The following is a 22,179-nucleotide window of genomic DNA, read 5'->3' on the forward strand; positions in this document are numbered from 1 at the left end:
AATTATAAAAAGCAAAAAGGTCAGGAACGCATTCCTGACCTTTTCTAATTTAAAACATAATCAACTCTAGTATAAAAAATATACTAAACTCTTCTTTCTGCTTTTATGGTGGCTTGCGCCGATACTAATCTGGCAATTGGTACTCTAAATGGCGAACAACTTACGTAATTCATTCCTGTATTATAACAGAATTCTACTGAGCTTGGTTCTCCCCCATGCTCGCCACAAATACCAACTTTTAAATTAGGTTTTATACTTCTACCTCGTTCGGTTCCTAGTTTTACTAATTGCCCAACACCTTCCTGATCAAGCACTTCAAAAGGATCGACTTTTAAAATACCTTTTTGAATGTAAATTGGCAGGAACTTACCGGCATCATCTCTGGAGTAACCAAAAGTCATCTGGGTTAAATCGTTTGTCCCGAAAGAGAAGAAATCGGCGTGTTCTGCAATTTTATCAGCTAGCAATGCAGCTCTTGGCACTTCGATCATGGTTCCAACAGAATACTCAACCTTATCATTTCGTTCTTCAAAAATAATCTTCGCTGTATCTCTAATAATACATTCCTGAGTGATAAATTCATCAACTGTACCTACCAACGGCACCATAATTTCTGGTTTACAGGTAATACCGCGTTCTTTTAAATTAAGCGCCGCTTCTATAATGGCACGGGTTTGCATTTCTGTAATTTCAGGATAGGTATTTCCTAAGCGGCAGCCACGATGACCCAACATAGGGTTGAACTCTTCCAGCTCGGCTACTTTATTTTTAACTGCTTGAAGCGGAATATGCATTTCCTCTGCCAGTTCTTTCTGCGTCGCTAACTGATGAGGCACAAATTCGTGTAATGGTGGATCTAATAATCTAATGGTAACCGGAAGGCCTTCCATCGCTTCAAAGATGCCTTCAAAGTCAGTACGTTGCATTGGTAGTAAATCCTGTAATGCTTGTTTACGCCCTTTAACGGTATCGGCAAGAATCATTTCGCGCATGGCTTTAATTCTATCGACTTCAAAAAACATGTGCTCTGTTCTGGTAAGTCCGATACCTTCAGCACCAAAGGCTCTGGCTATTTTGGCATCTTTTGGTGTGTCGGCATTGGTACGTACTTTCATTTTAGCATACTTATTAGACAGCTTCATGATTTCTGCAAATTCTCCGCTTAATTCGGGTTCTACCGTTTCTACTTTGCCTTCAATAATATTTCCGGTAGATCCGTTTAAAGAAATCCAATCGCCTTCATGATATTCATGTCCATCAACCGTTAAGGTTCGTGCTTTATAATTTATTTTTAAAGCCCCTGCACCCGAAATACAGCATTTACCCATACCACGAGCCACAACGGCTGCGTGAGAGGTCATTCCGCCTCGAGCGGTTAAAATACCTTTGGCAATATGCATACCTTCTAAATCCTCGGGAGAGGTTTCAATACGTACCAGAATACTGCTTTTAAACTTGGCAGCTTCATCAGCGAAAAATACAATTTTACCAGTTGCTGCTCCAGGTGATGCTGGTAACCCCTGAGCAATTACATGAGCACGTTTTAAAGCTTTTGTATCGAATACCGGGTGAAGTAATTCATCTAACTTGTTAGGTTCAATTCTAAGTAGCGCTTCTTTTTCATCTATTAAACCTTCATTTAATAAATCCATGGCAATTTTAACCATTCCCGCTCCGGTACGCTTACCATTTCTGGTTTGTAAAATCCATAATTTACCTTCCTGAATAGTGAACTCCATATCCTGCATATCGCGGTAATGCTTTTCAAGTTTTTGTTGATAGCCATCGAGTTCTTTAAATAAACCTGGCATCACTTCTTCCAGAGATGGATAATTTTCCTTTCTATCTTCTTCCGAAATCTGTGCCAGTTCAGCCCAGCGTTTAGAACCTAAAACAGTAATTTGCTGTGGCGTTCTTACTCCGGCAACCACATCTTCACCTTGTGCATTAATTAAATATTCGCCATTGAATACATTTTCACCAGTTCCGGCATCACGGGTAAAACAAACACCTGTTGCAGAACCATTTCCCATATTACCATACACCATGGCTTGCACATTTACAGCGGTACCCCAATCGGCTGGATACCCATTCATATTTCTGTAATACACTGCACGATCGCCATTCCAGCTATTAAAAACCGCTATAATGGCGCCCCAAAGTTGTTCCCAAGGATTGGTTGGAAAACTATGTCCGGTTTGTTTTTTAACAGCATCTTTGAAATCGTATACCAAATCTTTTAAATCCTGAACGGTAAATTCGGTATCTAACTGAATGCCGCGTTTGCCTTTTAGGTTTTCCATGATTTCTTCAAAAGGATCGATATCGTCTTTTGAAGCAGGTTTCATTCCTAAAACCACACCGCCATACATTTGAATAAAACGACGGTAGGAATCCCAGGCAAACTGTTCGTTATTTGTTTTTTCGGCTAAGCCCAAAACTACTTCATCATTCAATCCTAAATTTAGAACCGTATCCATCATACCTGGCATAGAAACCCGCGCTCCCGAACGCACAGATACCAACAATGGATTTTCCTTGTCGCCAAACCGGCTACCCATTAAAATTTCAATATTTGTTATTGAGGCTTCAACTTCGTCTCTTATCATATCAATAACCGCGACTTCTCCCAGTAAATTATACTCGGTACAAACCTCGGTTGTTATTGTAAATCCTGGTGGTACAGGTATACCAATGGCACTCATTTCCGCCAAATTTGCGCCTTTACCTCCTAAAAGATTCTTCATTTTACTGTTTCCGTCCGCAACCTTATTACCAAACCGGTAAACTCTGGTTTTTTCTGCTTCAAGTAATTCCATAGTACTATCTCATTTAGTTAGACACTTTAGTGTGTCATAAAAGTACTTCATACAGATGGCCATTTAAATGATATAAATCATATTATAATCTATTAAATTTTATTATCAATACATTTATTGACATACCTTTGTAACAGGCATGAATTTTGCCATTGAAAACAAAAATGATTCAAATTTGAAAATCATTTTTAATTCTTTATTTTGCAGTACCAGAAACTAAGACTAAATAATGGCAAACGTTACCAGAATTTTTGACTTTCCATATTATCAGTTAAAAACTTATAATTTAGACAAAGCACTAACGACAAAATATAATGGTGAGTGGGTATCTATATCGACTCAGGAATTTATTGACCAGGCGAATGCTATTAGTCGAGGGTTATTACGATTGGGTGTAAAACCAAACGATAAAATTGCCGTTATTTCCTCGTCTAACAGAACCGAATGGAATGTTCTGGATATTGGCGTATTGCAAATCGGTGCACAAAATGTACCTATCTACCCTACTATTGCTTCTGAAGATTATGAATATATTTTAAATCATTCGGAGTCTACTTATTGCTTTGTTTCTGATATTGAAGTTTTAAACAAACTAAACAGTATCAAAAAGAATACAAATCTATTGGGCGTTTATACTTTTGATGACATTGAAGGTGCTAATCATTGGTCTGAAATTTTAAAACTGGGTAAAGATTTAGGCAATCAAAACGATGTTGAACTTCTAAAAAGCGGTATTAAATCTGAAGATTTAGCCACTATTATTTATACTTCAGGAACAACAGGAACACCTAAGGGCGTAATGTTATCTCACAACAATTTGGTATCAAATGTACTAGATAGCGACCGCCATGTGCCTTTTAAGCATGGAGAATCTAAAGGTCTAAGTTTCCTTCCTGTATGTCATGTATTTGAACGTATGATTTTATACCTATATATGTATTGTGGTGCTGAAATCTATTTTGCCGAATCTATCGAAAAAATGAGTGACAACTTAAAAGAAGTTAGACCTCATGTTATGACTGCCGTTCCTCGCTTATATGAAAAAGTATATGATAAAATCATTGCCAAAGGAGCTGAATTAACAGGTTTAAAAAAGAATATTTTCTTTTGGGCTGTAAATTTAGGGCTACGTTACGAACCTTATGGGCAAAATGGCTGGTGGTACGAATTCCAGCTAAAATTGGCGAGAAAACTCATTTTTAGTAAATGGCAAGAAGCTCTGGGAGGCAACATAGAAATTATGGTTTCAGGAAGTGCCGCCTTACAACCTCGATTAACTCGCATTTTTGCTGCTGCAGGACTAACCATTTTAGAAGGTTACGGTCTAACCGAAACATCGCCGGTTATTTCTGTTAACGATATGATAAATCATGGGTTTAAAGTAGGGACCGTTGGAAAAGTGATAGACAATGTTGACGTAAAAATTGCTGAAGACGGTGAAATTCTTGTAAAAGGCCCTAACGTGATGATGGGCTATTACAAAGATCCTGAGCGCACAGCCGAAGTGATGACCGATGGATATTTCCACACGGGAGATATAGGTGAAATAGACGAAGAAGGTTTCTTAAAAATTACCGATCGTAAAAAAGAAATGTTTAAAACCTCAGGCGGTAAATATGTAGCTCCTGCGCTTTTAGAAAACAAGTTTAAACAATCGCGTTTTATCGAGCAAATCATGGTTATTGGTGAAGGCGAAAAAATGCCGGCTGCTTTAATTCAGTTAAATTTCGATTTCGTTAAAGAATGGGGAAAACGTCATCATATCATCTTTAAAAATAATGAAGAAATGATTTCCAATCCTCAACTCTTAGAACGCATTCAGGCCGAAATTGATGTTGCCAATGTCGATTTTGGTAATTGGGAACAAATTAAAAAATTTGAAATCACACCAGATGCCTGGTCTATCGACGGTGGACACCTAACCCCTACAATGAAACTAAAACGTAAGGTGATAAAAGAAATTTATAAAGACCTGATTGAAAAAATCTATCGTCCTTAATCCTTTTTAGAATTAATACGAATAGGTTAGGGTAACTTTGTTAAAATTCATTTATTTATTATGCATGCATAATAAATTTTTATATATTTGAAAGAACCATCAAATTTATAAATTAAAATGAATTACACCCTAACACATTTCAATAAATCATATTTAGTTGCTACGTCTAAAAACATCTGCCCCTATGTAAATCCATAAGTAATAACAGATGAAAGAAAAAACACCTAAAGAACCAACCATTGATTATGTATTAAGAACAACCTGGCTCACTGTACAAAAAATGTATAATGAAGAAGCTGCCAAATTTGGAAGTACCATGGCAACTGGTTTTACATTATTAAGTATAGATCCTGAAAAAGGAACGGCTTCAACCGCCTTAGGGCCAAAAATGGGCATGGAAGCCACCAGTCTCTCGCGAATTTTAAAAACCATGGAAACCAAAGGACTCATAGAACGACGTCCGAATCCAGAAGATGGTCGAGGCGTTATTATTCACCTCACCGAATTTGGTCGCGAAAAAAGAGAGTACGCCAAAAACCAGGTTTTAATATTTAATAACACCATTAAAAACCACATTTCTGAAGATAAATTGAAACACTTTTACGAAGTCACCGATTTGATCAACGAAATGATTTCAAATAAAAAAATATACAATCAAAACGATTAGAAGTATATAAAACCATGACTAAACGAAGAATTAAAAAAGTAGCCATTATTGGATCTGGAATTATGGGAAGTGGCATTGCCTGCCATTTTGCAAACATTGGTGTCGATGTTTTACTGCTCGATATCGTTCCACGAGAACTTAATGATACTGAAAAGGCCAAAGGTCTGACATTAAACGATAAAATTGTTAGAAACCGAATTGTAAATGATGCTTTAGGAAAGGCTCTAAAATCGAACCCCTCTCCTATTTATCATAAAAAATTTGCTTCGCGAATAACCACAGGAAACCTTGAAGACGATATTAGTAAAGTTGCCCATGTCGACTGGATTATGGAAGTGGTTGTTGAACGGCTTGATATTAAAAAACAAGTTTTCGAAACCTTAGATAAACACCGTACTCCTGGCACTTTAATTACTTCAAACACCTCAGGTATTCCTATTCATTTTATGAGCGAAGGCCGAAGTGACGATTTTCAAAAACACTTTTGCGGAACGCATTTTTTCAATCCGGCTCGATATTTAAAACTTTTTGAAATCATCCCAGGGCCTAAAACATCTAACGAGGTTTTAGAATTCCTAAATGGCTATGGCGAACAGTTTCTGGGAAAAACCTCTGTAGTTGCTAAAGACACACCTGCATTTATTGGAAATCGAATTGGAATTTTCGGCATTCAGAGTTTATTCCATCAGGTGAAAGAATTAGGTTTAACCATAGAAGAAATCGACAAATTAACGGGGCCGGTAATTGGAAGGCCTAAATCAGCAACCTTCCGTACGGTTGATGTGGTAGGTTTAGACACCTTAGTACACGTTGCTAATGGCATTTATGAAAACTGCCCAAATGATGAAGCTCATGAGCTTTTCAAACTTCCGGATTTCATCAATACCATGATGGAAAACAAATGGCTGGGTAGCAAAACAGGACAAGGGTTTTATAAAAAAATAAAAAATGAAGATGGCTCAAGTGAAATACTATCGCTTGACCTCGACACTTTAGAATACCGTAAAAAGAAATCGGCTAAGTTCGCTACACTGGAACTTACCAAAACTATAGATAAGGTTATCGATCGCTTTTCGGTTTTAGTTAACGGAAAAGATAAAGCGGGCGCTTTTTACCGTAAAAACTTTGCGGCTATGTTTGCCTATGTTTCTAATCGTATTCCTGAAATATCAGACGAGCTCTATAAGATAGATGATGCCATGAAAGCCGGCTTCGGCTGGGAGCATGGCCCGTTTCAAATCTGGGATGCTATTGGTGTAGAAAAAGGTATCTATATCATGAAATCCGAAGGTTTAGAACCTGCGTCTTGGGTTAATGAGATGCTCACATCAGGAAATACATCATTTTATTCCGTTAAAGAAGGAGCGACGTATTTCTATAATATTTCAAGCAAATCTCAGGAAAAAGTTCCGGGACAAGATGCCTTTATCATATTAGATAACATTAGAAAGTCGAATGAAGTCTTCAAAAACACTGGTGTTGTCATTGAAGATTTAGGCGATGGCATTCTTAATTGTGAATTCCAATCTAAAATGAACACAATTGGAGGCGATGTCCTCGCCGGTTTAAACAAAGCCATTGATATTGCTGAAAAAGATTTCGATGGACTCGTTATCGGAAACCAAGGTGCAAATTTCTCAGTTGGCGCTAATATTGGCATGATTTTCATGATGGCTGTCGAACAGGAATATGACGAATTAAATGCGGCTATTAAGTATTTTCAAGATACCATGATGCGTATGCGCTACTCAGCTATCCCAACCATTTCAGCGCCTCACGGCATGACACTTGGTGGTGGTTGTGAACTATCAATGCATGTGGATAAAGTTGTGGCTGCGGCCGAAACCTATATCGGTTTAGTTGAATTTGGCGTTGGTGTGATTCCGGGTGGTGGCGGTTCTAAAGAAATGGCTCTGAGAGCTTCAGATTCTTTCAGAAAAGGTGATGTGGAATTAAACACATTACAGGAATATTTCTTAACCATTGGTATGGCTAAAGTATCAACATCGGCTTACGAAGCCTTCGATTTAGGCGTGCTTCAACCAGGAAAAGATATTGTTGTGGTAAACAAAGACCGACAAATAGCAACAGCAAAAGCTCACGCCAGACTACTAGCGGATGCCGGCTACACACAACCTATAAAACGCAAGGATGTTAAGGTTCTTGGTAAACAAGCCTTGGGTATGTTTTTAGTCGGTACCGATGCTATGGAAGCTTCGAGATACATTAGTGAACATGACCATAAAATAGCTAACAAATTAGCCTATGTAATGGCTGGTGGCGATTTAAGTGAACCAACTCTGGTCAGCGAACAGTACTTATTGGATTTAGAACGGGAAGCCTTCTTAAGTTTATGTACCGAACGTAAAACTTTAGAACGTATTCAACACATGCTAAAAACAGGTAAACCATTAAGAAACTAAACTAAAATGAAACAAGCATATATAGTAAAAGCATATAGAACGGCGGTTGGAAAAGCCCCTAAAGGTGCATTCCGCTTTAAACGAACCGATGAATTGGCTGCTGAAACCATTCAGTATATGATGAAGGAATTACCACAACTTGACAAATCCCGTATTGATGATGTTATTGTAGGTAATGCCATGCCTGAAGGGTCTCAAGGACTTAATATGGCCCGATTCATTTCTTTAATCGGTTTGAATAGTGTGGATGTTCCTGGTGTTACCGTTAACCGATTTTGCGCATCTGGTATTGAGACCATCGGCATTGCAACAGCTAAAATTCAAGCCGGAATGGCCGACTGCATTATTGCCGGTGGTGCAGAAAGTATGAGTGCCGTGCCTATGACAGGCTTTAAACCAGAACTAAATTACGATACCGTTAAAGCTGGTCACCCAGATTATTACTGGGGCATGGGAAATACAGCCGAAGCTGTTGCTAATCAATTTAAAGTGTCTCGTGAAGATCAGGATGAATTCGCCTACAATTCACATATGAAAGCTCTAAAAGCTCAAGCTGAAAACCGTTTTCAGGATCAAATTGTACCAATCGAAGTGCAACAAACATATATCGACGACAACGGTAAAAAAGCAACAAAAAGCTATACAGTTACAAAAGACGAAGGACCTCGTGCAGGAACCAATTTAGAAGCTTTAGCAAAATTACGTCCTGTATTTGCTGCCGGCGGAAGCGTTACAGCAGGTAACTCTTCTCAAATGAGTGATGGTGCGGCCTTTGTTATGATCATGAGTGAAGCTATGGTTAAAGAGTTAAATCTTGAACCTATTGCGCGTTTGGTAAATTATGCAGCTGCAGGTGTAGAACCGCGCATTATGGGTATTGGTCCTGTAAAAGCGATTCCAAAAGTGTTAAAGCAGGCTGGTTTAAAACAAGACGATTTAGAACTTATTGAATTAAACGAAGCTTTTGCATCACAATCTATTGCAGTCATTAGAGAATTAAATCTCAACCCAGATATTGTCAATGTAAACGGAGGCGCCATTGCGCTTGGTCATCCATTAGGCTGCACCGGAACCAAACTTTCGGTTCAACTATTTGATGAAATGCGGAAACGTAATATGACTGGTAAATACGGCGCAGTAACCATGTGTGTCGGCACAGGTCAAGGTGCCTGTGGAATTTTCGAATTTTTAAACTAAAAAGAACTTAATACGATTTATTATGGAATCTACTAAACAAGATATCATTCGGGGCGGACAATTTTTGGTAAAAGAAACCAACTGTGAGGATGTGTTTACGCCCGAAGATTTTAACGAGGAACAACGCATGATGAAAGATGCGGTTACCGAGTTTGTCGATCGTGAACTTTGGCCTAACAAACCGCGTTTTGAAGCCAAAGATTATGCTTTAACTGAATCCTGCATGCAAAAAGCTGCCGAAATGGGATTCTTAAGCATATCGGTTCCTGAAGAATACGGTGGTATGGGCATGGGCTTTGTAGACACCATGTTAGTCTGCGATTACATTTCAGGTGCTACAGGTTCCTTTAGTACAGCCTATGGTGCACATACAGGTATTGGAACGATGCCCATTTTATTATATGGCACCGAAGAACAAAAACAAAAATATGTTCCTAAATTAGCTTCTGGTGAATGGTTCGGATCGTATTGTTTAACAGAACCAGGTGCTGGTAGTGATGCCAACTCTGGAAAAACCACCGCTACCCTTTCAGAAGATGGAAAAAGCTATAAAATTAACGGTCAGAAAATGTGGATTTCCAACGCCGGATTCTGTAGTTTAATGATTGTTTTTGCCCGAATTGAAGACGATAAATACATCACTGGATTCATTGTAGAATACGATCCAGAAAACCCAAATGGTATTACCATGGGCGAAGAAGAACATAAATTAGGAATTCGGGCTTCATCAACACGACAAGTATTTTTTAATGATACTGTAGTTCCCGTTGAGAATATGTTATCCGAAAGAGGGAACGGATTCAAAATTGCTATGAATGCCCTAAACGTAGGTCGCATTAAATTAGCAGCAGCCTGTTTAGATGCACAACGTCGCACCATCACCGAATCGGTCAAATATGCAAACGAGCGCATTCAGTTTAAAACGCCTATTTCAAGTTTTGGGGCCATGCGACAAAAAATTGCTGAAATGGCAACCAACTGCTGGGTAGGAGAAGCGGCAAGTTATCGTGCAGCAAAAAATATTGAAGACCGTATTGAAATACGAAAAGCTGAAGGTAAAGACACACATCAAGAAGCAGAATTGAAAGGTGTTGAAGAATACGCCATTGAATGTTCTATTTTAAAAGTAGCGGTTTCAGAGTTTATTCAACATTGTACCGACGAAGGCATTCAGATTTTTGGGGGCATGGGATTCTCTGAAGATACGCCTATCGAATCGGCTTGGCGAGATGCCAGAATTTCAAGAATTTACGAAGGAACCAACGAAATCAACCGGATGCTTTGCGTAGGTATGTTGATAAAAAAAGCAATGAAAGGCCATGTTGATGTACTCGGTCCTGCTATGGCGGTTAAAGATGAACTTATGAGTATTCCTTCGTTTGAATCTCCAGACTATTCAGCTTTATTTTCAGAAGAGAAAAACATCATTAAAAATCTTAAGAAACTGTTCTTAATGGTGGCTGGAGCTACACTTCAAAAATATGGCGAAGACATCGATAAACATCAACAACTCATGTTGGCAGCCTCCGATATTTTAATTCAAATTTACCTAGCGGAGTCAGCTATTCTACGTGCCGAAAAAATGGCTAATAAAGACGGTGAAGACAAAGCTAAAGAACAAATAGCGATGGCCAAACTGAATTTATTTCATGCCATCGATGTGATTGAAACCGCAGGTAAACACTCCATTATTTCAATTTCAACCGGCGATGAACAACGCATGATGCTAATGGGACTTAAACGTTACATAAAATACGTCAATATGCCTAATATCATCGAATTAAGAAACGTCATTGCCGATAAAGTAATTACTGAAAACAAGTACTGTTTTTAAAAATATCTCGTGACTAATTCAATTTATAAAGGCGTTTCAATGTAATTATTGAGACGCTTTTATTATTTTAAGTATTTTAGTAAAAATTAAAACTTATGAAATTATTCTACTTCATCTTAATACTTTCGTGCTCATCATTTTCACACGCCCAAGAGGAAATTGTATTAGAACCAAAATTAGAAAATATAGCCTGGATTTCTGGTAACTGGAAAGGTGAAGCTTTCGGTGGAAAAACAGAAGAAAACTGGAGCTTACCATCTGGAGATTCCATGATGGCAGTATTTAAATTAATAAATGATGATAAAGTTTCATTTTACGAAATTGAAATCATCCGCCAATTAGAAAACACCTTAGTGCTTCAACTCAAACACTTTTCCAACGATTTAAAAGGTTGGGAAACTAAAGACGAAACCATTGATTTTCCGTTAATAAAAATCACATCTACAAAAGCCATTTTTGAAGGCATGACTTTCGAAAAAATTAATGATAATGAAATGAATGTTTATGTAGATATAAAAGACAAAAAAGGAAAGGTTGAAACAGTAAAATTCAATTACAAAAAATAATCCCTATGAAATTTACACCTTTGTTTGTAATCCTAACACTCTCTCTATCCGGTTACTCTCAAACCAATCAAAAAATCTATGACATTATCGATGCTATTTCTGCCGAACGTATTGAAAAGGACATTGAAACTTTAGTGAATTTTGGAACACGAAACACCTTTAGTGATACCATTTCAAATACCAGAGGTATTGGTGCTGCGAGACGATGGATCAAACAGGAATTTGAAAATATTTCCAAAGGTTGTGATGACTGCTTAGAAGTGTTCTATCAAAAAGATTATGTGACCAAAGCGGGTAATAGTCGTGTGCCACATGATGCTTGGGTTGTTAATGTGATAGCCATACAAAAAGGAACCAAATACCCAAACAGCTATATTATTATGAGCGGGGATATCGATTCACGTGCCAGTGACACTATGGATTTTACAACCGATGCTCCTGGTGCTAACGATAACGCTTCTGGAATGGCAGGAACCATTGAAGCCGCAAGAGTATTATCTAAATACAAATTCGAACACAGCATTGTGTACGTTGGTCTTTCCGGTGAAGAACAGGGATTATTTGGAGGCAAAGGTTTAGCCAATTTTGCCCAAGAACACAACTGGAATATCGTTGGCGTTTTTAACAACGATATGATTGGAAATATTAAAGGGGTTGATGGGGTTATTGATAACCGAACCTTTAGGGTTTTCTCAGAACCCGTTCCTGCCAACGAACCTGAAAAAACCAGAAAACTGCGACGCTTTTATGGTGGTGAAGTTGATGGCAACTCACGTCAGTTGGCGCGATACATTCACAAAACAACCAAAACCTATATGCCTGAAATGAACCCGATGATGATTTACAGGTTAGACCGCTTTGGTCGTGGAGGTCACCATCGTCCGTTTAACGACTTAGGATTTCCTGCCATTCGCATTATGGAGGCTCATGAAAATTACACGCAACAACATCAGGATGTTCGCGAAGAAAACGGCATAAAATACGGCGATGTTTTAGAACATGTAAATTTTGAATACGCAAAAAAACTAACCGCGGTTAACGCTATTAATATGGCAAGTTTAGCTTCAGCGCCTCCTGCCCCTATTGAAGTTGCTATAGGTGGCATTGTTGAAGCCTCGGCAAAATTAAAATGGAGTAAAGTTGAGGGGGCCAAAGGTTATAAAATATATTGGCGCGACACCACCTCTCCTACCTGGGATTACAGTCGATACGTCGGTGATATTTCTGAATTCACCTTAGAAGGCGTTGTGATTGACAATTATTTCTTTGGCGTTTCAGCAGTTAATAAAGATGGCTTTGAAAGTGTAGTCACATTTCCCAATAGTATCATTAGAAATTAACAAAGCTTTAGTAAGCTTTTAAATCTGTTTTTAATTAATTTACGGTTTAAACATAAACTAATGAACACCCGTTTTTTACTATTTTCAATATCCTTTTTAGCTTTATCGTTTTCGGCGAAAGCCCAGTTAATGACCGATAAAACTGTATTCACACAACAAGACACGCTTCGTGGTAGTATTACGTCTGAGCGCGTTTGGTGGGATTTAACCTACTACCATTTAGCTGTGGAAATCGCTCCTGATCAAAAGTTTATTTCCGGAAAAAACACGATTCAATATAAGGTTTTAAATCAGCAGTCGGTCATGCAAATCGACTTACAAGAACCGTTAAAAATCACCAAGGTGACTCAAAATGGAAAACCTTTAAAAGTCGAACATAACGGCAACGCACATTTTGTTACCTTAAAACAAAAGCAAACTGTGGGAACCACAAAAAACATAGAAGTATATTACGAAGGACATCCTAAAGTCGCGGTTAAAGCACCTTGGGATGGTGGTTTTTCATGGAAAAAGGACAAACACGGCAATCCGTTTGTAGCAACCTCTTGTCAAGGTTTGGGAGCTAGTGTTTGGTGGCCATGTAAAGACCATATGTACGATGAAGTTGATAGCATGGATATAAGTGTAACCGTTCCAAAAGGATTAATAGATGTCTCAAACGGACAATTTGCAGGTAAAACAGAAAATGAAAAAACAACCACTTACAATTGGACAGTAAAAAACCCAATCAACAACTACGGTGTTAATGCCAATGTTGGCGATTACGTGCATTTCTCTGAAATCTACCAAGGTGAAAAGGGACCTTTAAATATGGATTACTATGTCCTTAAAGATCATTTAGAAAAAGCCAAAGAACAATTCAAACAAGCCCCTAAAATGATGAAGGCTTTTGAATATTGGTTTGGGCCTTATCCGTTTTACGAAGATGGTTTTAAAATTGTTGAAACGCCTTATTTAGGTATGGAACACCAAAGTTCGGTAACCTATGGAAATGGATTTAAAAACGGTTACTTAGGACGTGATCTTTCTGGAACAGGCTGGGGATTAAAATTCGATTTTATTATTATTCATGAATCGGGTCATGAATGGTTTGCGAATAACATTACTTACAAAGACGCAGCCGATATGTGGATTCATGAAAGCTTTACAAACTACTCTGAGTCACTGTATTTAGAATATTACTTTGGAAAAGAGGCCGCTTCAGAATACGTTATCGGCATCAGAAAAAATATTTTAAACGACAAACCTATTATCGGACCATACAATGTAAATAAAGAAGGCTCTGGCGATATGTACTATAAAGGCGCTAATATGATTCATACGCTTCGCCAATTGATTGAAGATGACGAAAAATTCCGCGATATTTTGCGCGGTATGAATGAAACCTTTTATCATCAAACCGTAACAACGCAACAAATCGAAAATTACATCAGCAAACAAACCGGTTACGATTTACAGGAGTTTTTCGATCAATACCTGAGAACAACAAAAATTCCAACACTAGAATATTCTGTTAGCGACAAAGAGCTTAAATTCCGTTGGACGAATATTATTGAAAAATTCGATATGCCAGTACGTGTTTCTCTTAACGGAAACGACCAATGGATTTACCCAAAAGCAGAATGGAAAACAATAAAACTAGATGATTCTGAAAACATCTTTAAGGTCGATCCTAACTTTTATATCGAAACCAAAAAACTATAAACGATATGTTGTCTGAGCTTTACTTTAAAACGGATAAGGAATGGCGCAACTGGCTTCATGAAAATCATAATACAGCATCTGGTATTTATTTAATTTTTTTCAAGGTAAACCATGAAAAGGATAGCATGCGATGGGAAGAGGCTGTTAAAGTAGCGCTATGTTATGGCTGGATTGATTCTACAGTTAAGAGTTTAGGCGATGGCAAACGCCGACAATATTTTACGCCTAGAAACCCTAAAAGTGTTTGGAGTGCGGTCAATAAAAAATATATTGAATCATTACTTGCTGAGGGTTTAATGCACAAAAGTGGTCTAGAAACCATTGAAAAAGCTAAAGAAAATGGCAGTTGGTCGGCATTGGACGATGTTGAAAACGGCATTATCCCTGATGATTTACAGATGGCATTCAACGATAATTTAGAAGCCTACAATAATTACCTCAATTTTGCGCCTTCCTACAGAAAGAGTTATTTATACTGGCTGAATCAAGCCAAACGTGAAGAGACAAGAAAAAAGCGCATAACTGAAATCATTCAATTATGCGCTGACAATATAAAATCTAGAGGCTCTTACTAAACCATATTAATTAATAAATACTGGATTCTGCCGAACGCTGATTAATAGAGCTATTAAATATTGATAAAATACGTTTTGCTATTCCTGTCCATCCAAAATTACGACGTGCAAAACGCGCCCCTTCAACCGATAATTCGTTTCGCAATTTAGGGTATAATAACGGCATCGACATCATTGCTCCAAATTCTACCGGACGATGCGGATCGGCAAATAACGCCTGATTACCAAAATCAATTAAATCGTATAATCCGCCATGAACAGTAACCACACTTGGTGTACCACACGCCATAGCTTCAATAGCTACCATTCCGAAGGGTTCATAACGCGATGGCATTGCAAAAATATTCGCTGAGCGATATACATTGGCTAAATCTTCGTCGGCTACGTAACTTTTCCAGGTAATTTTATCTAATATCCCTAATTCTCCTGCCAGTTTTTTAAGTCCTGCAACCCCTTTATCATCTTGCTTTGAGTTATCTCCTCCAATGGCTGCCACAAGTCGGGCTTCCGGACAGAGTTCAAAAACAGTAGGTAATGACTGAATTAATAAATCATACCCCTTGTTATGAGCCATACGCCCTAAAGCCAAAATATCGGTTGGCTGAATATCGTACTTCACTCTTATCTTATCGTTTTCTTTAGATGGTACCGGGAAGAATCTATTCTCATCAATTCCTGGAGGAATCATACCACAATTACGTGGCAACACATCGTATTGTTGTGTTAATAAATCGACTTGCGGTAAGGTGGTTGCAATAACATAATTACACATTTGATATACGAAATACTCCTTTCGAATACGTTCTTTAAAACGATATTTCTTTTCCATGTCCTCTTCCTCCATATCACTTCCCATGGTATGCTGTTTCCACCAACCTAAAGAGTGTGGCGTATGCACATGACAAATACCTAATTCTTCAGCAATTTTTTGTCCTGCCCAACCAGCATCCCAGTAATGGGTATATACCACATCATACTTTTTTCTTTCTTTTTTAATTGCCGCAAGACAGTTAGTCACAAACTTTTTGAGGTGATCGTGCATATCTTCCTTTCTAATGAATTTTTTACCACCAAAAGGAATACGCCATACACTGTAATTCTCATCGACGTGATCATATTCTGGTTGATCTTCAAATTGTCGGGTTACCAAATCTACCTTTTTTCCTAATCGACTAAAACGTTCTGCGAGCTCTAAAACATAAACTACTTGTCCTCCGGTATCAGGCTTTCCTAATTCGGCATTAGCACCAACGTATCCGTGCAAAGAGATCATTAAAATTGACTTCATATTTTTATATTTTAGTTATTAAATTACTTTTAAATCGTTACAAGCAGAAATGTACTGTGCTGCAGACCAAGCCTGATATGCCTTACCCATAGCCTTACCTGATGTACCATGAGCCCACTCAGTAAACTCCCATTCTTCGGTAAGCCCTTGTTTGTTAATTAAGGCGAGCTTGTATAATTCTGAAATAGCTACTTCGCGTAAGCCCAACTTATTCACAAACTTCACCCAGAACCCACCAACGAAAGGCCAGATACCTCCATTATGATAGTGATGTGGCAGGTTTAAAAGATTTACTGTATAATATGGTCTCCAATCCGGATCTCCCGGTGTTACTACTGGATACACATTTCGAATAGGGAACGGATCGTTCACCCCAACTCCCAAAATAAATTTGAAGGTTTGATGCGCTTTTTCGGCATCTACTGTTCCGTGAAGAAAAGCTAAAACATTTCCAAATACATCACAGCGCCAGCTAAAATCGAACGGTGTGGTTTGAGCTATTAAATAAGAGGTATCTCCAAGTGTAAACTGACGTTCGGCAAACGATACCGACTGAAATAATTTCTGTTGTGTAGACGGCCAGAAGTTTTGAAGAATTTCCTTTTTAATAACCTGAGACCATCTGATATATTCTCCGGCTTCCTCATAATCACCGAGCATTTCAAGCATACGTCCGTAGCATACATTGGCACGATACCATAAAATTTCGTCGTACAAAATGTTATAACTTCCGCCGAATAAATCGGTCCAGTCTCCTGCCTCAGGAATCTCCAGTAAAGCATCATTATTACTATCGTGCGCACCAAGCCAACGCATGGTTTCTTTAATATCTGAAATATACTTACGAAGAAAATCGATATCCTTCGTGACATTGACATATTCGTAAAAAGCAATCACGACCCAAATACCGCTATCGATAGAACAAATACCTCCTACCCCAGAATAATCGGCTACATTATCTTTAATGCGAACGTTTGATGGAATTTGTCCGTTACGTGAAATATGCTCGAAAAGCGTTACTAAAGTTTGCCTTTGACATTTATGAATCTCTTCATCATGAATAAGTGATAAAGACCCAATAACGGTAATTGCACCATCACGAGCCCAGACACTGTGATAATTTTCATCGGTACCACTAGGGACATTATCTTTTATAGAACAGGCTGAAAATCCGAGCGGCGTTATATTCTTCTTTAACGCAATAATGGCTTTATCATAGCCTTCACGGATTAGTTCTAATTTTTCCTTGTCGTCATCTTCAGCAATATGACTCAACTCCTGCTGAATAAAATAATCATCTGTATGATCTTCTTCTAAGCAGGTTTTTGCTTCTTCAGGTAAGACTTTATAATAAATTAGACCTTCTACAACTCCATTTCCATGGTCTCCTTCAGAATGATAAACCTGTCTGTATTTAGTAAACTTATACAGTTCTTCATGGGCATTTGCAACCACAATACCACGAATACCTTTCATATTAAACATAGCCGAATCATTACCGCTATCACCAGCAACCAAAACATTTTCTGGTGTTAAATCTAATTTAGAAAGTAACCATTGTAGCGCATTGCCTTTATTCGCCCATTTTGGTAATACATCCAAAAATTTATTTCCGGAATACACAATATTCACCAACATGTTAGCTTTTGCAAAATCAGCTTCAATACTTTCAATGAGTTCATCATTAGCATCGTGAAAAAAGTAGCTTCGTTTGTAAGAATGTTGAAATTTTGCAGGCTGATCACTAATAGGATGGTCTATACTTTGAATTAGCTTTTCTACAGCATCTAAATCCCAACCTTCATCTAATACATCATTAAATTCTTTAACAACACACCCTTTGTTGCAATCGTAAATAAGCGTTCCAACTCCTCCAATAATATAGTCTGGTTTCGGGAGTACTCCCTTTTTAATAAGCCGAAGTACATCATCAATTAACCGCCCTGTATTATAGGTGAGTATAATACCTTCGGGTTTATATTTTTTCCAGATTTTTTTAAAATTACTTTTAAGTGTGTGAAATTCTATTAATGTGTTATCAATATCGAAAGAAAGGAGCTTGATAGGACTCTCATCTGTAAGGTTTGTTTCCATATTAAGAAATTCTGAAGCGTTTTATTTGTTTTTATTTAAAAAACCACGAAAAACACATGGTTTTTGCTTAATATACGCAAAAAATCACGAAAAACTGCCCAAAAAAGTTCTTTAGAAAACCTGTCGAATAATTTTTTATTGGAATAAAAAAAATTGGTGGTTTAAAATACAGATTTGAAAATTAAACCACCATATACCATGAATATGAAAATGAGAAAAACGGTATTAAATACCACTTATAAAACTGCCGTACGGATCTTTAAATTGCATGCCTTCGGTGAAACGATGCTTACTTAACTGGTTAAATTCGGCAAGTCCCCAAAGCACAAATTCTTTTACGAAATAGCTGTCTGTTTGATCTAAATTTGGCTGATATTTCCCTAATAAATCGTTTAGAGGACTCACTCCTTCTAGCAGACTTTTATATTCTTTATCTCTTAAACTATCTAATAATTCAAAACCATCCTTCTGATTAAAAAACCATGAAATGATATCATCGTATGGTGTTTCTTCTTCTTGCTTCTTTAATTTTTCAATTTTCGGGAAGTATTGAACAAACAAACTTTTAACAGCTTCTCCTATTAAATTATAAGCCACCACAGCAGCTCCTTCCTGCTCACCTTCATAAACCAACTCTACTTTTCCTGTAATAGAAGGAATGACTCCAAGAAAATCTGATAAACGCACCGTTGTTGTTTCATCTCCTGCAAACAGTGCTCGGCGTTCTGCTGTGCTTAACAAATTCTCTAACGCCGTAATACTTAAACGTGCACTCACGCCACTTTTGGCATCTATATAATCACTTTTACGAGCTTCAAAAACAATTTGTTCTAATAAATCGCGGGCTAAATCCGGTACGACAACAGTTTCCTTTTGGCTTTCTACCAGTTTGGCTTCCTGCTCTGTAATTTGACGAGCCGTCTCGATATTTACCGGGTAATGTGTTAAAATTTGAGAACCTATTCTATCTTTTAATGGGGTAACAATACTCCCCCTGTTAGTGTAATCTTCAGGATTGGCAGTAAAGACAAACTGAATATCTAAAGGTAAGCGCAATTTAAATCCACGTATTTGAATATCACCTTCCTGCAATATATTGAATAAAGCCACCTGAATTCTGGCTTGTAAGTCTGGCAACTCGTTAATTACAAAAATAGAACGGTTAGCACGAGGAATCATACCGTAATGAATAACTCGATCGTCGGCATAGCTCAACTTTAGGTTTGCTGCTTTAATCGGATCAACATCTCCTACAATATCGGCCACAGTCACATCTGGAGTAGCTAATTTTTCAGCAAAACGCTCACTTCGGTGCTGCCATGCTATGGGAGTCGCATCACCTTTTTCTTTAATCAATTCCGTGGCATATCTTGAAATAGGCTGAAACGGATCGTCGTTAATCTCGGAACCTTCAACATAAGGAATATACTCATCTAACAAATTCAACATTAAACGCGCTAAACGCGTTTTGGCTTGCCCGCGTAATCCTAAAAGGTTGATATTATGACGCGATAGAATAGCGCGCTCCAATTCAGGAATAACGGTGTTTTCATAACCATGTACTCCTTCAAAAGTTGTTTCCTTCTTTTTTATTTTCTGAACCAGATTATCACGTAACTCATCTTTTATCGATTTACTTGTATAACCTGAAGCTTTTAATTCACCTAATGTTTTTATATTTTCAATATTCATAAGCTATCCTCTAATTCTTTTTTTTCTATTGGTTTCGTAATCTTCAAAAATCATCTCCCCTAGACCTTTAATACCTGTATAAAAGGCTTTGCCTTGATTAGCATAAGTAAACTCCCTAACAAACTGCATCAGGTAATTATCTTTAGCAATCATAAACGTGGTGATAGGTATGTGCAGACGACGGGCTTGCTGTGCCATAGCGTAACATTTATTAACGATGTTAGGGTTTAACCCAAAACTATCCTTAAAATACTCACCATTAGACAACCGCAAACAACTAGGCTTACCATCGGTAATCATAAAGATTTGTTTGTTGGTGTTACGTTTTCTTCGAAGTAAATCCATCGCTAATTGTAACCCGGCTACGGTATTGGTATGATATGGTCCGACTTTTAAATAGGGCAAATCTTTAATTTCAATTTGCCAGGCATCGTTACCAAATACTAAAATATCCAAAGTGTCTTTTGGGTAACGCGTAGTAATGAGTTCGGCTAAAGCCATCGCCACCTTTTTTGCCGGCGTAATACGATCTTCACCATATAATATCATACTATGGCTAATATCGATCATAAGTACCGTACTCATTTGCGATTTATGGAGCGTTTCTTCAACAACCAAATCACTTTCCGATAGGGTAAAATCTGAAATGCCATGGTTGATTTGAGCATTTCGTAAACTCTCGGTCATGGACACCTTATCGAGAGCATCTCCAAATTGGTAGCCTCGAAAATCGCCGGTATGCTCATCTCCAATACCTAAACCTTTGCTTCTGTGATTTCCTTGACCACTCCGTTTAATTTTCCCGAAGATTTGATCTAAAGCCTGCTGTCTTATGGCACGTTCGGTTTTAGCAGTTATAGCCATACCGCCATTACCATCAGGGTCTATTTCTTCACGAATAAATCCTTTTTTAATAAGGTCTTCAATAAAATCGTCAATAGTGTATTCGGGCGTTGTTAGCTTATATTCCTTATCAAGCTCGCGCAACCAATCAATCGCTTCATCAAAATCGCCGGAGGTATGTGTAATTAATTCTTTGAAAATTTCGAATAATGTTTCAAATGGCGATTGAGACGGCGCTTGGTACGACTTAAAAACAAAACCCTTTCTTGTAGTAATATCTTGTTTCATAGCTGTATAAAAATACTATAATTTTACACAACAAACATGATATATCAATTAGAAATATCTATGGCACATAGAGGAATGTTGATAGATTCTATTCTACGCGCTTCAATCCTTCTAAATCTTCAATCTTGATTTTTTTACCTGATGTAGAAATTAAGCCTTGTTTTTTAAACTGAGATAATACGCGAATAGCAGACTCTACTGCCGTACCAACAATATTAGCATAATCCTCTCGAGATAAAATTACACTTAAAGTTTTATCTGGATTAGTACCGAAACTTTCATACAAATACACCAAAGTTTCTGCTAAACGCTGACGTACGGATTTTTGAGCCATATTGACAATAATATCATCGGCTTGTCTTAAATCGTTAGCCATATCTTTTAATACATCTAAGGTAAAATTGGTGTTTTTTTGAAGATCACTAATTATTTCAGATTTTGGAATAAAGCACACTTCCATATCGTTTAAGGCCACCGCACTTAAATTAGCCGTTTCTTCGGTTACCAACGAACGTTGCCCTAATAAATCACCTTTAACTACCAACTTAACAATTTGATCTTTACCGTTAGCACTTAATTTTGATAATTTACAGACCCCATCGCGAATACAAAAAACGCCATTTACCACATCGCCTTCTTCAAAAATAACTTCTCCCTTTTTGATGACTTTTGAGGTTTTACAACCAGAAATACGCACCAATTCGTCTTTGGTAAGCGATTTTAAAGAATTAAACTGCTTAACAATACACTGTTCACATTTACTCATACCAGAAATTTCTAAGTCGTGTAAAATTATGAAAAATCATGATAAAAGTCATATATTGTAAGGAGTTCTTTTGAGAATTTTGTT

The 22,179-nt window shown here is 37.6% G+C and carries 15 protein-coding genes; 9 read left to right on the forward strand and 6 right to left on the reverse strand.

The window, feature by feature from the left end; all coding sequences use genetic code 11:
- Positions 1–83: 83 nt before the first annotated feature.
- Complete coding sequence (ppdK, locus tag ICJ85_RS13905) at positions 84–2,819, reverse strand: pyruvate, phosphate dikinase (RefSeq protein WP_188224402.1); 2,736 nt, start codon at positions 2,817–2,819, stop codon at positions 84–86.
- A 229-nt stretch (positions 2,820–3,048) separates the two neighbouring features.
- Between ppdK and ICJ85_RS13910 the strand changes: the two genes are divergently transcribed.
- From ICJ85_RS13910 to ICJ85_RS13950, 9 genes are all read left to right on the forward strand, one after another.
- Positions 3,049–4,818 carry an AMP-dependent synthetase/ligase gene (locus ICJ85_RS13910; RefSeq protein ID WP_188224403.1) on the forward strand — a complete coding sequence of 590 codons (1,770 nt, stop codon included), beginning with the start codon at positions 3,049–3,051 and terminating at the stop codon, positions 4,816–4,818.
- Positions 4,819–5,026: 208 nt separating this feature from the next.
- Positions 5,027–5,485, forward strand: a complete 459-nt coding sequence (locus tag ICJ85_RS13915; protein WP_188224404.1) for a MarR family winged helix-turn-helix transcriptional regulator — start codon at positions 5,027–5,029, stop codon at positions 5,483–5,485.
- A gap of 14 nt (positions 5,486–5,499) precedes the next feature.
- Positions 5,500–7,908 carry a 3-hydroxyacyl-CoA dehydrogenase/enoyl-CoA hydratase family protein gene (locus ICJ85_RS13920; RefSeq protein WP_188224405.1) on the forward strand — a complete coding sequence of 803 codons (2,409 nt, stop codon included), beginning with the start codon at positions 5,500–5,502 and terminating at the stop codon, positions 7,906–7,908.
- 6 nt (positions 7,909–7,914) lie between these two features.
- Positions 7,915–9,105: an acetyl-CoA C-acyltransferase gene (locus ICJ85_RS13925; protein ID WP_188224406.1), complete on the forward strand. Its 1,191-nt coding sequence runs from the start codon at positions 7,915–7,917 to the stop codon at positions 9,103–9,105.
- Positions 9,106–9,127: 22 nt separating this feature from the next.
- Positions 9,128–10,939, forward strand: a complete 1,812-nt coding sequence (locus tag ICJ85_RS13930; protein ID WP_188224407.1) for an acyl-CoA dehydrogenase family protein — start codon at positions 9,128–9,130, stop codon at positions 10,937–10,939.
- A gap of 95 nt (positions 10,940–11,034) precedes the next feature.
- Positions 11,035–11,505, forward strand: coding sequence for a DUF6265 family protein (locus ICJ85_RS13935; protein ID WP_188224408.1), 471 nt, complete (start codon positions 11,035–11,037; stop codon positions 11,503–11,505).
- Positions 11,506–11,510: 5 nt separating this feature from the next.
- Positions 11,511–12,845, forward strand: coding sequence for a M28 family peptidase (locus ICJ85_RS13940; protein ID WP_188224409.1), 1,335 nt, complete (start codon positions 11,511–11,513; stop codon positions 12,843–12,845).
- 60 nt (positions 12,846–12,905) lie between these two features.
- On the forward strand, positions 12,906–14,549 hold the full coding sequence (locus ICJ85_RS13945; protein ID WP_188224410.1) for a M1 family metallopeptidase: 1,644 nt from the start codon (positions 12,906–12,908) through the stop codon (positions 14,547–14,549).
- 5 nt (positions 14,550–14,554) lie between these two features.
- Positions 14,555–15,124 (forward strand): YdeI/OmpD-associated family protein, encoded by a 570-nt coding sequence (locus ICJ85_RS13950; RefSeq protein WP_188224411.1) that lies wholly within the window; start codon positions 14,555–14,557, stop codon positions 15,122–15,124.
- Positions 15,125–15,134: 10 nt separating this feature from the next.
- On the opposite strand, the gene ICJ85_RS13955 is transcribed toward ICJ85_RS13950, so the two are convergent.
- The 5 genes from ICJ85_RS13955 to ICJ85_RS13975 all read right to left on the reverse strand — a co-directional run bounded on the left by ICJ85_RS13955 (position 15,135) and on the right by ICJ85_RS13975 (position 22,095).
- Positions 15,135–16,412 carry a glycosyltransferase gene (locus ICJ85_RS13955; protein WP_188224412.1) on the reverse strand — a complete coding sequence of 426 codons (1,278 nt, stop codon included), beginning with the start codon at positions 16,410–16,412 and terminating at the stop codon, positions 15,135–15,137.
- 18 nt (positions 16,413–16,430) lie between these two features.
- Positions 16,431–18,506, reverse strand: a complete 2,076-nt coding sequence (locus tag ICJ85_RS13960) for an HAD-IIB family hydrolase (protein ID WP_188224413.1) — start codon at positions 18,504–18,506, stop codon at positions 16,431–16,433.
- Positions 18,507–18,731: 225 nt separating this feature from the next.
- The gene (locus ICJ85_RS13965; RefSeq protein WP_188224414.1) at positions 18,732–20,198 is read right to left on the reverse strand and encodes a MoxR family ATPase; all 1,467 of its coding nucleotides are present in this window, start codon (positions 20,196–20,198) and stop codon (positions 18,732–18,734) included.
- Between the two features lie 3 nt (positions 20,199–20,201).
- Positions 20,202–21,329: a vWA domain-containing protein gene (locus ICJ85_RS13970; RefSeq protein WP_188224415.1), complete on the reverse strand. Its 1,128-nt coding sequence runs from the start codon at positions 21,327–21,329 to the stop codon at positions 20,202–20,204.
- An 88-nt stretch (positions 21,330–21,417) separates the two neighbouring features.
- A complete protein-coding gene (locus tag ICJ85_RS13975) occupies positions 21,418–22,095 on the reverse strand; it encodes a Crp/Fnr family transcriptional regulator (protein WP_188224416.1) in 678 nt (225 codons plus the stop codon).
- Between the last annotated feature and the right edge of the window lie 84 nt (positions 22,096–22,179).

Source organism: Aestuariibaculum marinum (genome assembly GCF_014596975.1).
Taxonomy (GTDB): Bacteria; Bacteroidota; Bacteroidia; order Flavobacteriales; family Flavobacteriaceae; genus Aestuariibaculum; species Aestuariibaculum marinum.

What these genes read in the sequence shown, in the direction of transcription:
- ICJ85_RS13945 (WP_188224410.1), top strand. Translation starts at nt 12,906, where the DNA reads ATGAACACCCGTTTTTTACTATTTTCAATATCCTTTTTAGCTTTATCG.
- ICJ85_RS13915 (WP_188224404.1), top strand. Translation starts at nt 5,027, where the DNA reads ATGAAAGAAAAAACACCTAAAGAACCAACCATTGATTATGTATTAAGA.
- ICJ85_RS13935 (WP_188224408.1), top strand. Translation starts at nt 11,035, where the DNA reads ATGAAATTATTCTACTTCATCTTAATACTTTCGTGCTCATCATTTTCA.
- ICJ85_RS13965 (WP_188224414.1), bottom strand. Translation starts at nt 20,198, where the DNA reads ATGAATATTGAAAATATAAAAACATTAGGTGAATTAAAAGCTTCAGGT.
- ICJ85_RS13925 (WP_188224406.1), top strand. Translation starts at nt 7,915, where the DNA reads ATGAAACAAGCATATATAGTAAAAGCATATAGAACGGCGGTTGGAAAA.
- ICJ85_RS13930 (WP_188224407.1), top strand. Translation starts at nt 9,128, where the DNA reads ATGGAATCTACTAAACAAGATATCATTCGGGGCGGACAATTTTTGGTA.
- ICJ85_RS13955 (WP_188224412.1), bottom strand. Translation starts at nt 16,412, where the DNA reads ATGAAGTCAATTTTAATGATCTCTTTGCACGGATACGTTGGTGCTAAT.
- ICJ85_RS13960 (WP_188224413.1), bottom strand. Translation starts at nt 18,506, where the DNA reads ATGGAAACAAACCTTACAGATGAGAGTCCTATCAAGCTCCTTTCTTTC.
- ICJ85_RS13970 (WP_188224415.1), bottom strand. Translation starts at nt 21,329, where the DNA reads ATGAAACAAGATATTACTACAAGAAAGGGTTTTGTTTTTAAGTCGTAC.
- ICJ85_RS13950 (WP_188224411.1), top strand. Translation starts at nt 14,555, where the DNA reads ATGTTGTCTGAGCTTTACTTTAAAACGGATAAGGAATGGCGCAACTGG.
- ICJ85_RS13975 (WP_188224416.1), bottom strand. Translation starts at nt 22,095, where the DNA reads ATGAGTAAATGTGAACAGTGTATTGTTAAGCAGTTTAATTCTTTAAAA.
- ppdK (WP_188224402.1), bottom strand. Translation starts at nt 2,819, where the DNA reads ATGGAATTACTTGAAGCAGAAAAAACCAGAGTTTACCGGTTTGGTAAT.
- ICJ85_RS13910 (WP_188224403.1), top strand. Translation starts at nt 3,049, where the DNA reads ATGGCAAACGTTACCAGAATTTTTGACTTTCCATATTATCAGTTAAAA.
- ICJ85_RS13940 (WP_188224409.1), top strand. Translation starts at nt 11,511, where the DNA reads ATGAAATTTACACCTTTGTTTGTAATCCTAACACTCTCTCTATCCGGT.
- ICJ85_RS13920 (WP_188224405.1), top strand. Translation starts at nt 5,500, where the DNA reads ATGACTAAACGAAGAATTAAAAAAGTAGCCATTATTGGATCTGGAATT.